This is a genomic window from Phenylobacterium hankyongense, assembly GCF_003254505.1.
Lineage (GTDB): Bacteria > Pseudomonadota > Alphaproteobacteria > Caulobacterales > Caulobacteraceae > Phenylobacterium > Phenylobacterium hankyongense.
Genome location: NZ_QFYP01000001.1, coordinates 2,692,831 through 2,707,112 on the forward strand (window position 1 = coordinate 2,692,831; position 14,282 = coordinate 2,707,112).

At 69.5% G+C, this 14,282-nt stretch carries 13 protein-coding genes; 8 read left to right on the forward strand and 5 right to left on the reverse strand.

Translation table 11 applies throughout. From position 1 onward, the window contains the following. Window positions 1-91: 91 nt before the first annotated feature. Window positions 92-1,393 (forward strand): spinster family MFS transporter, encoded by a 1,302-nt coding sequence (locus DJ021_RS12965; protein ID WP_111457947.1) that lies wholly within the window; start codon window positions 92-94, stop codon window positions 1,391-1,393. 293 nt (window positions 1,394-1,686) lie between these two features. Here DJ021_RS12965 and DJ021_RS12970 read toward each other — a convergent pair whose 3' ends face one another. After that, on the reverse strand, window positions 1,687-2,118 hold the full coding sequence (locus tag DJ021_RS12970) for a hypothetical protein (protein ID WP_133255006.1): 432 nt from the start codon (window positions 2,116-2,118) through the stop codon (window positions 1,687-1,689). A gap of 267 nt (window positions 2,119-2,385) precedes the next feature. Between DJ021_RS12970 and DJ021_RS12975 the strand changes: the two genes are divergently transcribed. Both DJ021_RS12975 and DJ021_RS12980 read left to right on the forward strand, forming a co-directional pair. Continuing rightward, entirely contained in the window at window positions 2,386-4,365 is a 1,980-nt protein-coding gene (locus tag DJ021_RS12975) for a pyrroloquinoline quinone-dependent dehydrogenase (protein ID WP_111457949.1), read from the forward strand. Window positions 4,366-4,396: 31 nt separating this feature from the next. After that, complete coding sequence (locus DJ021_RS12980; protein WP_133255007.1) at window positions 4,397-4,738, forward strand: c-type cytochrome; 342 nt, start codon at window positions 4,397-4,399, stop codon at window positions 4,736-4,738. A 16-nt stretch (window positions 4,739-4,754) separates the two neighbouring features. On the opposite strand, the gene DJ021_RS12985 is transcribed toward DJ021_RS12980, so the two are convergent. The 4 genes from DJ021_RS12985 to DJ021_RS13000 all read right to left on the reverse strand — a co-directional run bounded on the left by DJ021_RS12985 (window position 4,755) and on the right by DJ021_RS13000 (window position 7,615). Beyond that, the gene (locus DJ021_RS12985) at window positions 4,755-5,138 is read right to left on the reverse strand and encodes a c-type cytochrome (protein ID WP_111457951.1); all 384 of its coding nucleotides are present in this window, start codon (window positions 5,136-5,138) and stop codon (window positions 4,755-4,757) included. An 81-nt stretch (window positions 5,139-5,219) separates the two neighbouring features. Further along, the gene (locus DJ021_RS12990) at window positions 5,220-5,960 is read right to left on the reverse strand and encodes an SDR family oxidoreductase (RefSeq protein WP_111457952.1); all 741 of its coding nucleotides are present in this window, start codon (window positions 5,958-5,960) and stop codon (window positions 5,220-5,222) included. Window positions 5,961-5,971: 11 nt separating this feature from the next. Beyond that, a complete protein-coding gene (locus tag DJ021_RS12995) occupies window positions 5,972-6,748 on the reverse strand; it encodes an SDR family NAD(P)-dependent oxidoreductase (RefSeq protein ID WP_207801835.1) in 777 nt (258 codons plus the stop codon). 186 nt (window positions 6,749-6,934) lie between these two features. Then, window positions 6,935-7,615, reverse strand: a complete 681-nt coding sequence (locus tag DJ021_RS13000; protein WP_165837209.1) for a GntR family transcriptional regulator — start codon at window positions 7,613-7,615, stop codon at window positions 6,935-6,937. A gap of 430 nt (window positions 7,616-8,045) precedes the next feature. Here DJ021_RS13000 and DJ021_RS13005 point away from each other — a divergent pair, with 430 nt between their 5' ends. The 5 genes from DJ021_RS13005 to DJ021_RS13025 are packed head-to-tail and all read left to right on the forward strand — an operon-like array spanning window position 8,046 to window position 14,281. Continuing rightward, on the forward strand, window positions 8,046-9,320 hold the full coding sequence (locus tag DJ021_RS13005; RefSeq protein ID WP_111457955.1) for an MFS transporter: 1,275 nt from the start codon (window positions 8,046-8,048) through the stop codon (window positions 9,318-9,320). 45 nt (window positions 9,321-9,365) lie between these two features. Beyond that, window positions 9,366-10,121, forward strand: a complete 756-nt coding sequence (locus DJ021_RS13010) for an SDR family NAD(P)-dependent oxidoreductase (protein ID WP_111457956.1) — start codon at window positions 9,366-9,368, stop codon at window positions 10,119-10,121. Window positions 10,122-10,124: 3 nt separating this feature from the next. Continuing rightward, a complete protein-coding gene (locus DJ021_RS13015; protein ID WP_111457957.1) occupies window positions 10,125-11,900 on the forward strand; it encodes an IlvD/Edd family dehydratase in 1,776 nt (591 codons plus the stop codon). Window positions 11,901-11,931: 31 nt separating this feature from the next. Then, on the forward strand, window positions 11,932-12,789 hold the full coding sequence (locus tag DJ021_RS13020) for a 2,4-didehydro-3-deoxy-L-rhamnonate hydrolase (RefSeq protein WP_111457958.1): 858 nt from the start codon (window positions 11,932-11,934) through the stop codon (window positions 12,787-12,789). A 10-nt stretch (window positions 12,790-12,799) separates the two neighbouring features. Beyond that, complete coding sequence (locus DJ021_RS13025) at window positions 12,800-14,281, forward strand: FAD-linked oxidase C-terminal domain-containing protein (RefSeq protein ID WP_207801836.1); 1,482 nt, start codon at window positions 12,800-12,802, stop codon at window positions 14,279-14,281. The last annotated feature ends 1 nt before the right edge of the window (window position 14,282 follow it).

The window sequence follows — 14,282 nt, forward strand, 5'->3', positions numbered from 1 at the left end:
GCGCCGCCGTCGCGTGCGAGACTTCGCAAGCTGCGGCGCGCCTCGAGCCAGAAAACTGGCCGGCGTCGCGATCCCTAGGGGGGAACAACCTATGACCGCCGCCGCCGCGCCCGGCGCCCGGACCTCGACCGGCTATCGCTATGTGGTCGTCTGGTTCCTGGCCATCGTCTACACCTTCAACTTCATGGACCGGCAGATCATGTCGATCCTGGCTGAGCCGATCCGCAAGGACCTGGGGCTCAGCGACACCCAGCTCGGCATGCTCACCGGCCTGGCGTTCGCGGCCTTCTACACGACGTTCGGCATCCCGGTGGCCTGGCTGGCCGACCGCGCCCGGCGGGTGTGGATCATGGCCGCCGCCTGCGGCATCTGGAGCGTCTTCACCGCCGCCTGCGGCCTCGCCACCAACTTCACCCAGCTGGCGCTGGCGCGGGTCTTCGTCGGCGTCGGCGAGGCGGGCGGCTCGCCGCCGTCCTACAGCCTGATCTCCGACTATTTCCCGCCGAAGGAGCGCGGCACGGGCCTCGCCATCTATTCGCTGGGCGTGCCGGCCGGGTCGATGGTCGGCTCGGCGCTGGGCGGCTGGGTGGCCGCCAACCACGGCTGGCGGATGGCCTTCTTCGTGGTCGGCCTGCCGGGCGTGCTGCTGGCGCTGCTCTTGCTGGTGGTGGTGCGCGAGCCCAAGCGCGGCGGCCTCGACGCGTTGGCCGCCGGCCACGCGGCGCACCCGCCAAGCCCGCCGATCGGCGCCGCCATCGCCAGCTTCTTCGCCAACCGCACCCTGGTGCTCACCGCCATCTCGAGCGGCCTGTCGGCCTTCGTAGGCTACGCCATGCTGAGCTGGAACCCGGCGTTCCTGATCCGCGTCAAGGAGATGAGCCTCAAGGACGTCGCGGTCTACTACAGCCTGGTGATGGGGATCACCGGCATGATCGGCACCTTCGGCGCGGGCTTCATCGTCGACCGCCTCGGCCAGATCGACCGCCGCTGGTACGCCTGGGTGCCGGCCATCGCCTTCACCCTCAGCGTGCCGTTCTTCGCCGGCTTCCTGCTGGCGCCGAACTGGCGCGTGGCGCTCGCCTTCCTGGCCGTGCCGGCGCTGATGAACAACATGTACCTGGCGCCGGCGATCACGGTGATCCAGAACGCCGTCGCCCCGGCTCAGCGGACCGTCTCCTCGGCGATCCTGCTGTTCATCCTCAACCTGGTGGGCCTGGGCGGCGGGCCGGTGTTCGTGGGCATGATCAGCGACCACGCCAAGCCGCAGTACGGCGAGCATTCGCTGCTGATCGGCCTGGCGGCCCTGTTCCCGATGATCGCCCTGACCGTCGGCGCCCACCTGGCGGCGTCGCTTTCCATCGGCCGCGACAAGCGACTCGCCGACGCCCTGTGACCTCAAGGATGCAGCGTCTCCGGCCCGGCCCATGTAAGGTGCCGGTGGGGGCGCTTCTTTGAGTCGGGATTGAAAGGTGAGTGACGTGAGTGAGCCGCAGTGGATCCGGAGCTTCGCGCTCGCGCCGCGGCGTTTGAGTGAGGGCGGCTGGGTGTGGTTCCGGCCCTATGAGTGGCGCTGGCAACGGCCGAACGGTCCGCTGCCGAGCGCCGTGAACCCGCCGCGGATCGTCAGCCGAAAGCTGCACGCCGCGGCCGCCGCAGCGCGTTAAGCGAAAACGGGGATTGGCCGCCTCAGGCGGCGTCGGCCAGGGTGTCGAAGCGTCGCGCGCCCTGGCGATCGAGGACGACCTCGCCGGCGGAGAACCGCCGGTTGAGGGCGCCTGCGAAGGGAATGTCGGCGACCGCGACATAGTCGCCGGAGGGCCGGCGCTCCACCAGCAGCAGGACCGCGGGCTTGGCCTGCTGGTGCAGCCGCACGGCGCTGCGCACGGCGTCGGGATGCAGGCCGGCCTGGCCGTCCAGTTTCGACGCCCGCTGCATCAGCGTCCGCAGGCTGACCGGCGCGCCGACCTCGCAGACGCAGGCGAAGGCCCGCGACCGCAGCGAGCCGCTTTGCACCGCCGGGTCGCGGCCGGTCCAGATGACGTAGTGGTCGAGAGGCGTTCGCGCCAAGGCGTCCGCCAACACCGCATCGGGGATCACTTCAGCTTCCCTGTGGCGCACGCCAGTCCTCCAATCGACTGTTGGCGACTCCTGTGGGTCCGGGGCCGCTTGGCACATCGTCGCGAGGGGACGACCGGCGTCGGCGCCAGGTTCGTCCCATGTTCGACGGATGCCGTAACCATAACCGATCCGGTTCAAACTGTATACTGCATGCAGATTTGTTGACAGCCCACGGCGCGCTGATAGGTTGCCGCCAACCAAGACTGGTGCGCCCTCAGGCAAGCGAGCCGACGGCCTGCGACCGGCCGTACAAGGGGAAGGGCGTCAATGTTCCAGAGCAAGTCTTACGCGGCGCGGCGGCTCGGCTGCGCGTCGCTTGGCGTCATCGCCGCGGTGGCTTTGGGCGGGACGGCTCTGGCCGGGCCGGGCGACTGGCCCAGCGTTCACCACGACCCGGGCGGGGAGCGCTATTCGCCCCTGACCCAGATCACGCCGGCCAACGTCAGCGGGCTGAAGGTCGCCTGGACCTATCACATGCAGACGCCGGCCGCGGCCGCGGCGGCCAAGGCCGCGATGGAGCGCGCGGCGACGGCAGCGCCGACCATCGGCCCGCACCGCACCGGACCGACCGGCCTGCGCGCCTCCGAATCCATCCCGCTGGTGATCGGCACGACCATGTACCTCGGCACGCCGTACGGGCGGATCGTGGCGCTGGACTCGGCGACCGGCAAGGAGAAGTGGGTCTTCGAACTGCCCAACGGCGACGTGCCCTCGATCCGCGGCGTCTCCTACTGGCCGGGCGACGGCAAGGCGCCGGCCTCGATCGTGTTCGGCACCCGCGACGGCAAGCTGATGTCGATCAACGCCGCCACCGGCAAGCCCAACCCCGGCTTCGGCGTCGACGGGACGGTCAACGTCAAGACCCCGGAAGTCATGCAGACCGGGATGGACAAGTACTACTTCATCCCGTCGCCGCCGGTGATCTACAAGAACCTGATCATCACCGGCGCGGGCATGGGCGAAGGCCCGGGCGGGGCCATGGCCGGCCCCGGGCCGCGCGGCGATAGCCGGGCCTGGGACGCGCGCACGGGCAAGCTGGTGTGGACCTTCCACTCCGTGCCGCAGCCCGGCGAGAAGGGCCACGAGACCTGGGGCGGCGACAGCTGGAAGCTGCGGGCCGGGGTCAACGTCTGGGGCCACATGACCCTCGATGCGCAACGGGGCATCGTCTACATGCCGTTCGGCGCGCCCAACAACGACCGGGTCGGCGTCGATCGTCCGGGCGACAACCTGTACGGCTCCTCGCTGGTGGCGGTGGACGCCAACACCGGCAAGTACCTGTGGCACTTCCAGGTCGTGCACCACGACGTCTGGGACATGGACACCCAGGCGCCGCCGACCCTGTTCGACGTCCACAAGAACGGCAAGGTGATCCCCGCGGTCGGCACCGTGAACAAGAACGGGCTGATGTTCATCCTCGACCGGGTGACCGGCAAGCCGATCTTCGGCGTCGAGGAGCGGCCGGTGGAGCCGGGCGACGTGCCCGGCGAGAAGTACTCGCCGACCCAGCCGTTCCCCGTGGCGCCCGAGCCGCTGTCGCAGATCACCGTCAGCCGCGACAACCTCTACAAGGATACGCCCGAGCATAAGGCCTATTGCGAGAAGCTGGTCGACGACAACAACATGCTGCTCGCCGACAAGCCGTTCACCGCGCCGCGCCTGAACCGCTACACGGTCAACTTCCCCGGTACGCAGGGCGGCGTGAACTTCTACGGCGGCGCCGTGGACCCGAAGCTGCACCTCTTCGTGGTCAACGTGAACAACCTCGCCCAGCCGATGCGGATCGTCCAGAACCCGGACGGCAGCTATTCCAACTCCGGCCCGCTGGCCGGCACCCGCCGCTTCTGGGACGCCGACAACCACCTGCCGTGCGGCCCGCTGCCCTGGGGCCAGATGGTCGCCGTCGACCTCGACACCGGCAAGATCGCCTGGCGCACGACGCTGGGGGTGACCGAGTCCATGCCGGCCGGCCACCAGAACACCGGCCGTCCGGGCCTCGGCGGTCCGATCACCACGGCGGCCGGCCTGACCTTCGTGGCGGCCACCGACGACGAGCGCTTCCGCGCCTTCGACACCCGCACCGGCAAAGAGCTCTGGGAAGATCGGCTGCCGGCGTCCGGCTACGCCACGCCGATGACCTACTCGGACGCCAAGGGTAAGCAGTACGTCGCCGTCGTCGCCACCGGCGGCAGCCAGATCGGCGCGCCGCTGAAGAGCGACGCGCTGGTGGTCTACAGCCTTCCGTAGGCGCGCCCACGGCGCCCACAGCCTGAGAGTGATGTCATTGCGTAGTTTCCTGCCTGCTCTCGCCGCCGCCCTGCTCGTCGCAGGCGCGGCGGTCGCCCAGCCCGCCGCCGCCCCGGAACCGCCCGGCGCCAACCTGCTGCCGCCCGGCGACGGGCGCGACCTGGCCGTGCGCACCTGCTCGGCCTGTCACGCCCTGGAAATCGTCGCGCAGAAGCGGCTGGACCAGGATGGCTGGTACGAGATCGTGCAGATGATGCACGACCGCGGCGCGCAGGGCTCCGACGACCAGATGGCGCAGATCGCGACCTATCTCGCCAAGGCCTTCCCGGCGACGGCGGCCGGCGCGGCCGCCCCCGCGGCCCACAAGCCGTAGGGGCGGAGCGCAGCCCCTACTTGCGGGGCTGGGCGGGGCTCTGCGAGGCCAGGTAGGCGGCGAGCGCCGCGCGTTGCTGGGCGTCGCCGATGCTGACCATCATCTTGGTGCCGGGCACGAGCTGGGCCGGGCCCTTCAGGAACTTGTCGACCTGGGCGGTCGTCCAGGCGAAGTGCGCCTTCTTCATGCCGTCGCTGTAGCCGTAGCCGGCGACCGAGCCGGCGGGGCGGCCGATCACGCCCTTCAGCGGCGGGCCCATCTTGCCGGCCGCCGGCTCTATGGAATGGCAGACCGAGCAGCGTTGTTGGAACAGGGTCTCGCCAGGGGAGGCGGCGAGCGCGCTCGACGCGGCCGCGCAGGCCAGCGCCAGGGTGGTGGTCAGCAACAGCCGGTAAGCCATCTACTCAGGTCTCCTTGTCGTTCCAGCTTTGGGGGAGGCCGCCTGACGCTGCGATGAACGCGACGCCAGGCGCAGCCGAAATCAGAGGCTCATGCCGCCGTCGATGACGATGTTCTCGCCCGTCATGAACCCGGCCTCGTCGGAGGCCAGCAGCACGGCGATCTCGGCGATCTCCTGCGGCGTGCCCAGCCGGCCCATGGGCTGGCGGGCGATGAAGCCGGCGCGGGCCTTGTCGAAGTCGCCCTGCGCGGCCATCCGGTCCTGCAGCGACGGGCTCTCCACCGTGCCGGGGCTGATGGAGTTGCAGCGCACGCCCGAGGCGATGAAGTCGCGGGCCACAGACTTGGTCAGCCCGATCACCGCGGCCTTGGTGGTGCCGTAGCTGAACCGGTCCGGCGCGGCCTTGATCGACGACACCACCGAGGCGACGTTGACGATCGAGCCGGCGCGCCGCTCGAGCATGCGCGGCAGGAAGGCGCGGATCGAGTGGGACATGGTCACCACGTTGACCCGGAAGGCGAGCTCCAGGTCCGCCGGCGCGCAGTCCAGGATGGTGTTCACGCCGACCATGCCGACGCTGTTCACCAGCACGGAGGTCTCCGGGAACTCGGCGGCCAGCGCCGCGATGCCCGCCGCGTCGGTGGCGTCCACCGCCCGGGCGGCGACCCCTGCGGCCGGGGCCCAGGCGTCCAGCAGCTCCTGCTTCAGGTCCACGGCCACCACCGTGGCGCCCTCGCGCACGAAGGCCTCCGCGATGGCGCGGCCGATGCCCTGGCCCGCGGCGGTCACGACGCAGGTCTTGCCGTTCAATCTGTTACTCATAGGTCCAGTCCTCAGCCGGGATAGAGGCCGGCGCCGCCGTCGACGCGCAGCACCTGACCGCTCACGAAGCGGGCGTCGTCGCTCGACAGGAAGCTCACCGCGTCGGCGATCTCGCTCGGCGTGCCGTAGCGGACCAGCGACGGGCCTTCCTCCATCATCACCGGATCGGTTTCGCGGGTGGCCAGGAAGCGGGCGGTCTTGGCCGGGCCGGGGCTGATGGCGTTCACGCGCACCCCGTGCGGGCGCATCTCCAGCGCCAGGCAGCGGGTGTAGTGCAGGACGGCGGCCTTGGCGCAGGCGTAGCCGACTTCCGTCGCGATGCCGGCATGCGCCGAGACGGAGCCGACATTGACGATCGAGCCCTGCTGGCGCGCGGCCATGCCGGGGGCGATGGCGCGGCACATCAGCATGGTGCCGATCAGGTTGCGGTTGACCACCGCCTGCACGTCCTCGACCTCGAAGTCCGTCGGGGTGTTGGGATTGGGCTTGGTGCCGCGCGCGCCGATATCGCCGCCGGCGCAGTTCACCAGGATGGAGATCGGGCCGAGCTGATCCTGCCCGGCGGCGACCATCTTCTCGACGGCCGCGTTGTCGGTGATGTCCCCGGTCACCGCCATCGCCCGGCTGGCGTTGCGCGTCAGCGCGGCGGCCAGGGCCGACAGGCTCTCGAACTCGCCGAACTGGGCCGGAGCCTGTTCGTTGATGTCGTGCAGCACCAGGTCGGCGCCCAGTCGCATCAGCGCCTCGGCGATCGTGCGGCCGAGCCCACGCCCGGAGCCCGTGACCAAGGCGACCCGCCCTTCCAGCGGGCGCCTGCCGGAGCTACCCGCTTCCGCCGCAAGCAATGTCTCGCCCATCCAGCTTCCTCTCTACGTTGTGTTTGGGGCGCACGAAGGCGCAGGCCGGAAGGCCGCTCGTCGTGTCACCAGTGTTTCGGATCGGCCTGCGCCCGGTCGCCGCACGCCGGGTGCAGGCTAGTTCTTCGGTAGGCCGGCCGAGGGGAGGCCCGAGCTGAAGCTCGAGAACCGCTCGGGGTCCTTGTAGTGCATGCGCAGGTGGCTGATCACCGCCGCCTCGGCCGAGGCTTCGGACTTGCCGAGCGCCACGTCCAGCAGGTCGCGGTGGTGGTTGAGCCGCCACAGCATGGCGTCATGGCCGACGTTCTCCAGGGCGGTGTGCGCGAACAGCACCGTGGAGAGCGAGTCCAGGGTCTTGGTCAGGTAGGGGTTGCCCGCCGCGGCCCAGATGGTGCGGTGGAACTCGAGGTCGACGTCGGCGGCGTCGATCTCGCTCGACGCCTCCCAGTTTTCCATCTGTTCGACCAGGTGGGTGAGCCGCACGGCGATCTGCTTGGTCATGTTGGCCCGGCACAGGCGCAGCGCCTCGGCCTCCAGCACCACCCGCAGGCTGTTGATCCGCTGCACGTCCTCTTCGGAGAGCTCGGTGACGAACATGCCCCGCCGCTCGTGGTTCATCACCAGCCCGTGCTCCTGAAGCTGCATGAGCGCTTCGCGGATCGGGATGCGGCTGATGTTGAATTCGCGCGCCAGCTGGCTTTCGTTCAGCCGGGCGCCGGGCCGGTAGCGGCCGCTGACGATGGCGTCGCGCAACATGTTGTAAACGTACGACTTCAGGGTGGAGGGAGCCCCGCCCACCGGATTTTCAAAAACCTGTGTGGTTGTCGGTGCGGGCATATCTCTCTGCTCAAAACCTGTCGACGAGAAACTCGGCCGCCCGGCCCAGGCCCCGTTGACACCCCCAAATCCGTATTTAGTATACAGATCACGCCGTCGATGGAAAGCGTGTTTCGGTCACACGCGGACGACGCTGGCGGTGAGGCCGGTAGGGCAGATAAGACGCAAGTCTATCCGAACGTCCTGCCGGGACCAGCAATAAAGAATAACCTGCCCAAGCGCGCTGTGGCGTGACTGGACAGTGCAGGATAGGGGGGTCTCGAATGGATCAAATGATATCGGAACGCGCAGACTCGTCGCTGAACCGCCGCAACAGCCTATTGGCGCTGCTTGGCGCAGTCGCGGCGACGGCCGCCGATGACTTGACGCACGGTCACCCGGCGGTGCGGGCGTGAAAGCCAGCCGCGCGCGCTACGGGGTCATCGGTTTCGCCCTGACCCTGGCCATGCTGGCCTATGTCCAGCGCGTGGCGATTTCCCAGGCGGCCGGCCCGATCTCGGCCGACATGCACCTCAACAAGGCCCAGATGGGCGCCATCTTCGGCGCCTTCGGCCTGTCCTACGCCATCTTCGAGATCCCCATGGGCACCCTGGGCGACCGCCTGGGCGTGCGCCGGGTGCTGACCCAGATCGTGCTGCTGTGGTCGGTGTTCACCGCGCTCACGGGCGCGGCGTGGAACGCCTCGGCGCTGTGGGGCATCCGCTTCCTGTTCGGGGCCGGCGAAGCGGGCTGCTTCCCGAACCTCACCAAGATGCTGTCGGTCTGGCTTCCGGCCGGCGAGCGGGTGAAGGCGCAGGCGCTGATGTGGGCCTTCACGCGCTGGGGCGGGGCGGTGACGCCGCCGCTGGCGCTCTTGGCGATCACCGCCTTCGGCTGGCGCTACGCCTTCGTGGCCTTCGGCCTGATGGGCGTCGTCTGGCTGGGCTTCTTCCTGCGCTTCTTCAAGGACGACCCGGCCCAGCACAAGGGCGTCAACGCCGAGGAGCTGAAGCTGCTCGAAGGCTCGCGCGCCATCGCCGGCGACCACAGCGTCAAGTGGGGCTCGCTGTTCCTGAAGCCCGCGGTGCTGGTGCTGGTCATCCAGTACTTCTGCTTCTCCTTCGTCTGGTACTTCTACGTCACCTGGCTGCCGACCTACCTGAAGGAGGCCTGGAGCCTGACCGCGACGCAGGCGGCCGGCTATGCGGTGCTGCCGCTGCTGTTCGGCGGCTTCGGCTCGCTGATCTCCGGCCTGCTGCCGCTGAAGATCCCGCGGCGCTGGGTGGCGTTCGGCGGCTTCGCGGCGACGGCGGTGCTGCTGTTCGCGGTGACCCGCATCCACAGCGTCGGCCTGGCCATGGTCGCCATGGCGATCGCCAGCTTCTGCAGCGACCTGACCATGCCGATCTCGTGGAACACCTGCGTGGAGATCGGCCGGCGCTATACCGCGACGGTCGCGGCCACCATGAACATGATGGGCAACCTCGCCGGCTTCGTGGCCCCGGTGGTCAGCGGGATCATCCTGCAGCGGTCCGGCAACGACTGGAACGCGCTGCTTTATGTGATGGTGGGCTCGGCCTGTATCTCCGCGGTCTGCTGGCTCTATCTCGACCCCGACAAGATCGCCCGGCGCAACGCCGAGGCGCCGCTGATCGCCGGCAATGCGCCGTCGCTCGGCACGCCCTGACACCTTCCTTCTTCGCGTAACCTCCCCAGACGGACAGTAGACATTATGAAAATCGACCTTTCGGGCCGGGTTGCGGTCATCACCGGCGGCAGCCGCGGGCTGGGCGAGGCCATGGCCCATGCGCTCGCCGGCGCCGGCGCGACCATCGCCCTGGTGGCGCGCGACAAGGCGCGGCTTGAGCAGGTGAAGTCGGACCTCGAGGCCAAGGGCGGCAAGGCGGCCTGGTTCACCGGCGACGTCACCAACGAAGCCGACGTGGCGCGCATCGTCGAAGAAGTCGGCGCCAAGCTCGGCAAGCCGCAGATCGTCATCAACAACGCCGGCACCAACCTGCGCAAGAACCTGGTCGACCTCAGCCTGGAGGAGTTCCGCAGCGTCGTGGATTCCAGCCTGGTCTCCACCTTCCTGGTCACCCGCGGCTTCCTGCCCGGCATGCTGGGCACCGGCTACGGCCGGGTGATCAACATGACCTCGATGCTCAGCCACGTGTCGCTGCCGCAGCGCACGCCCTATTCCTCGGCCAAGACCGCGCTGCTGGGCTTCAACCGCGCGCTGGCGCTGGAAGTCGCGGGCGAGGGGATCACCGTCAACGGCATCAGCCCGGGCCCGTTCGGCACCGAGATGAACGCGCCGGTGATGAACGACCCGACCGCCAACGCCAACTTCCTGGCCAACCTGCCGGTCGGCCGCTGGGGCAAGGTCGAGGAGATCGGCGGCCTGGCCTGCTACCTGTGCTCGGACCTGGCCGGCTTCATCACCGGCACGGACGTCGTCATCGACGGCGGCTGGACCGCGAAGTAGTCGATGAGCGAACGCACGCCCGTGCGGCCGTTCCGCTCGCGCGAGTGGTTCGCCGACTCCAGCCGCAGCGACATGACCGCGGTCTATCTCGAGCGGTTCATGAATTACGGGCTGACCCCGGCCGAACTGCGGTCGGGGCGGCCGATCATCGGCATCGCCCAGACCGGCAGCGACCTGTCGCCGTGCAACCGGGGCCACATCGAGCTGGCCAAGCGCACCCGCGAGGGCATCCGCGACGCCGGCGGCATCCCGATGGAGTTCCCGGTCCACCCGATCTTCGAGAACTGCCGCCGGCCGACCGCGGCGCTCGACCGCAACCTCGCCTATCTGGGGCTGGTGGAGACCCTCCACGGCTATCCGCTCGACGCCGTCGTGCTGACCACCGGCTGCGACAAGACCACGCCCAGCGGGATCATGGCCGCCTCGACGGTGGATATCCCGGCCATCGTGCTCTCCGGCGGCCCGATGCTGGACGGCTGGCACGAGGGTGAGCTGGTGGGGTCCGGCACGGTGATCTGGCGCTCGCGGCGCAAGCTCGCCGCCGGCGAGATCACCGAAGAAGAGTTCATCGACCTGGCGGCGGCTTCGGCGCCCTCCATCGGCCACTGCAACACCATGGGCACGGCCTCGACGATGAACGCCATCGCCGAGGCGCTGGGGCTGTCGCTGCCCGGCTGTTCGGCGATCCCCGCGCCCTACCGCGAGCGCGGCCAGATGGCCTACGAGACCGGCAAGCGCATCGTCGAGATGGCCTATGAGGACCTTAAGCCGTCGCAGATCCTGACGCGCGAGGCCTTCCTGGACGCCATCGCCCTGACCACCGTCATCGGCGGCTCCACCAACGCCCAGCCGCACATCTCCGCCATGGCCCGGCACGCCGGCGTGGAGATCACCGCCGACGACTGGGTGGAGCACGGCTATCCGCTGCCGCTGATCCTCAACATGCAGCCGGCCGGCCAGTACCTGGGCGAGCGGTTCCACCGCGCGGGCGGCACCCCGGCGATCCTCTGGGAGCTGCTGCAGGCCGGCAAGCTCAACGCCGACCGGATCACCGTCAGCGGCCGCACGATGCGCGAGAACGTCGAGGGCCGCGAGACCCACGACCGCGAGATGATCCGCCGCTTCGACGATCCGCTGAAGACCGACGCCGGCTTCGTGGTGCTGTCGGGCAACCTGTTCGACTTCGCGCTGATGAAGACCAGCGTGATCTCCGAGGAATTCCGCGCCCGTTACCTCTCGACCCCCGGCCGTGAAGGCGTCTTCGAAGGCGTGGCGGTGGTGTTCGACAGCGCCGAGGACTATCACCACCGCATCAACGACCCGGTGCTCGGGATCGACGAGAACTCGATCCTGGTGGTGCGCGGGGCCGGCCCCGTCGGCTGGCCGGGGTCCGCGGAGGTGGTCAACATGCAGCCCCCCGACGAACTGATCCGCCGCGGCGTCGCCAGCCTGCCGGTGATCGGCGACGGCCGGCAGTCCGGCACCTCCGACAGCCCGGCCATCCTGCACGCCACGCCCGAGGCGGCGATCGGCGGCGGCCTCTCCCTGCTGCGCACCGGCGACCGGATCCGCATCGACCTCACCCAGCGCCGCTGCGACCTGCTGGTGGACGAGGCGGAGCTTGCCCAACGGACGCCCGTCACCGACCATCCGCCCAGCCAGACGCCTTGGCAGGAGCTCTACCGCGCCCATGTCGGCCAGCTGGCCGACGGCGCGGTGCTGGAGTTCGCCGTCAAGTACCGCGGCGTCGCCCGGACCACGCCGCGCCACAATCACTAGCCAAAGACCGACCTCGAAAGTGAGCCGATAGATGAAGCTGCTTCGCTATGGACCCGCCGGCGCCGAGAAGCCCGGCCTGATCGACGCCTCGGGCGCGATCCGCGACCTCTCCGGCCATGTGGCCGACATCACCCCGGCGGAGCTGTCGCCCGAGGGCCTGAAGCGCCTGGCGGCCATCGACCCGAACAGCCTGCCGAAGGTCGAGGGGAACGTCCGCTACGGCGCGCCGCTCACCGGCGTCGGCAAGTTCCTGGCCATCGGCCTGAACTTCTCCGACCACGCTGCGGAATCCAACATGCCGGTGCCGACCGAGCCGATCGTGTTCATGAAGTCGACGACCTGCATCCAGGGCCCGGACGACGAGGTGATGCTGCCCAAGGACTCGGTGAAGTCCGACTGGGAAGTCGAGCTGGGCGTGGTGATCGGCAAGACCGCCCGCTACGTCGAAGAGAGTGACGCGCTGAGCTACGTCGCCGGCTACGTGACGGTGAACGACCTCTCGGAGCGCGAATACCAGCTGGAGCGCGGCGGCACCTGGGACAAGGGCAAGGGCTGCGACACCTTCGGTCCGATCGGCCCCTGGCTGGTCACCGGCGACGAGGTCGGCGATCCGCAGGACCTCGACATGTGGCTCGACGTCAACGGCAAGCGCATGCAGACCGGCAACACCAGGACCATGGTGTTCGGGGTCGCGGCGCTGGTCAGCTACTGCAGCCGGTTCATGACGCTGGCGCCCGGCGACGTCATCACCACCGGCACGCCGCCCGGCGTCGGCCTCGGCCAGAAGCCTGTGCCGATCTATCTGAAGGCCGGCGACACGATGAAGGTGGGAATCGCCAAACTGGGCGAGCAGAATCAGACGGTGGTCCCGTTCCGCCACCTGGGCTGATCCGATGCAGATGCCCGAACCCGATGCCGGCGTGATCGGACGGCGCCGCGAGCTGATCGCGGCGCTGCGCGCCATCGTGCCGGGCGAGGGCGTCATCGCCGACAACGCCGAGCTCGGCGCCTACGAGAGCGACGGCCTGACCGCCTATCGCCAGCGGCCGCTGGTGGTGGTGCTGCCGGAGACGGTGGCGCAGGTCTCGGCCGTGCTCGCCTACTGCCACGCCCACGGCGTGAAGGTGGTGCCGCGCGGCGCCGGCACCTCGCTGTCCGGCGGGGCGCTGCCGCTGGCCGACGGCGTGCTGCTGGGGCTGTCGAAGTTCAACCGCATCCTCGACCTCGACTACGACAACCGCTGCGCGGTGGTGCAGCCGGGGGTGACCAACCTCGCCATCACCAACGCGGTGTCGCACCGCGGCTTCTATTATGCGCCGGACCCGTCCAGCCAGATCGCCTGCTCGATCGGCGGCAACGTCGCCGAGAACTCCGGCGGCGTGCACTGCCTGAAGTACGGCATGACCACCAACAACCTGCTGGGCGTCGAGCTGGTGCTGATGACCGGCGAGGTCGTGCGCCTGGGCGGCAAGCACCTGGATCCGGCCGCCCTGGACCTGCTGGGCGTGATCTGCGGCTCCGAAGGCCTGCTGGGCGTGGTCACCGAGGTCACCGTGCGCATCCTGCAGAGCCCGGAGACCCAGCGCGCCCTGCTGCTCGGCTTCCGCGAGGTGGAGGCCGCCGGCGCCTGCGTCGCCCAGGTGATCGCCGAGGGCATCATTCCGGCCGCCATGGAGATGATGGACCGCCCCGCGATCCACGCCGCCGAGGCTTTCGTCAACGTCGGCTATCCGCTGGACGTCGACGCCCTGCTGATCGTCGAGCTGGACGGCCCGCCGGCCGAGGTCGACCACCTGATCGAGGTGGTGCGCGGGATCGGCGTGGCCTGCGGCGCCTGCACGGTGCAGCTGTCCAACAGCGAGGCCGAGCGCAAGGCGTTCTGGGCCGGGCGCAAGGCGGCCTTCCCGGCGGTCGGGCGGATCTCGCCGGACTACTACTGCATGGACGGCACCATCCCCAGGCGGGCCCTGCCGCAGGTGCTCCAGCGGATCCGCGAGCTGTCGGAGAGCTACGGCCTGGGCGTCGCCAACGTCTTCCACGCCGGCGACGGCAACCTGCACCCGATGGTGCTCTACGACGCCAACATCCCCGGCCAACTGGAAGAGGCCGAGGCCTTCGGCTCCGACATCCTGACCCTGTGCGTCGAGGTGGGCGGGGTGCTCACCGGCGAGCACGGCGTCGGCGTCGAGAAGCGCGACCTGATGGAGGTCCAGTTCGGTCCGGCCGACCTCGAGCAGCAGCAGCGCCTGAAGTGCGCCTTCGACGACCAGGGCCTGCTCAACCCCGGCAAGGTCTTCCCCCAACTCTGCCGCTGCGCCGAGCTCGGTCGGATGCACATCCACCGCGGCCAGGTGCGCTTCCCCGAACTGGACCGGTTCTGAG

What these genes read in the sequence shown, in the direction of transcription:
- DJ021_RS12990 (WP_111457952.1), bottom strand. Translation starts at nt 5,960, where the DNA reads ATGAGTAACAGATTGAACGGCAAGACCTGCGTCGTGACCGCCGCGGGC.
- DJ021_RS13010 (WP_111457956.1), top strand. Translation starts at nt 9,366, where the DNA reads ATGAAAATCGACCTTTCGGGCCGGGTTGCGGTCATCACCGGCGGCAGC.
- DJ021_RS13025 (WP_207801836.1), top strand. Translation starts at nt 12,800, where the DNA reads ATGCCCGAACCCGATGCCGGCGTGATCGGACGGCGCCGCGAGCTGATC.
- DJ021_RS13020 (WP_111457958.1), top strand. Translation starts at nt 11,932, where the DNA reads ATGAAGCTGCTTCGCTATGGACCCGCCGGCGCCGAGAAGCCCGGCCTG.
- DJ021_RS12985 (WP_111457951.1), bottom strand. Translation starts at nt 5,138, where the DNA reads ATGGCTTACCGGCTGTTGCTGACCACCACCCTGGCGCTGGCCTGCGCG.
- DJ021_RS12975 (WP_111457949.1), top strand. Translation starts at nt 2,386, where the DNA reads ATGTTCCAGAGCAAGTCTTACGCGGCGCGGCGGCTCGGCTGCGCGTCG.
- DJ021_RS12980 (WP_133255007.1), top strand. Translation starts at nt 4,397, where the DNA reads ATGTCATTGCGTAGTTTCCTGCCTGCTCTCGCCGCCGCCCTGCTCGTC.
- DJ021_RS12965 (WP_111457947.1), top strand. Translation starts at nt 92, where the DNA reads ATGACCGCCGCCGCCGCGCCCGGCGCCCGGACCTCGACCGGCTATCGC.
- DJ021_RS13015 (WP_111457957.1), top strand. Translation starts at nt 10,125, where the DNA reads ATGAGCGAACGCACGCCCGTGCGGCCGTTCCGCTCGCGCGAGTGGTTC.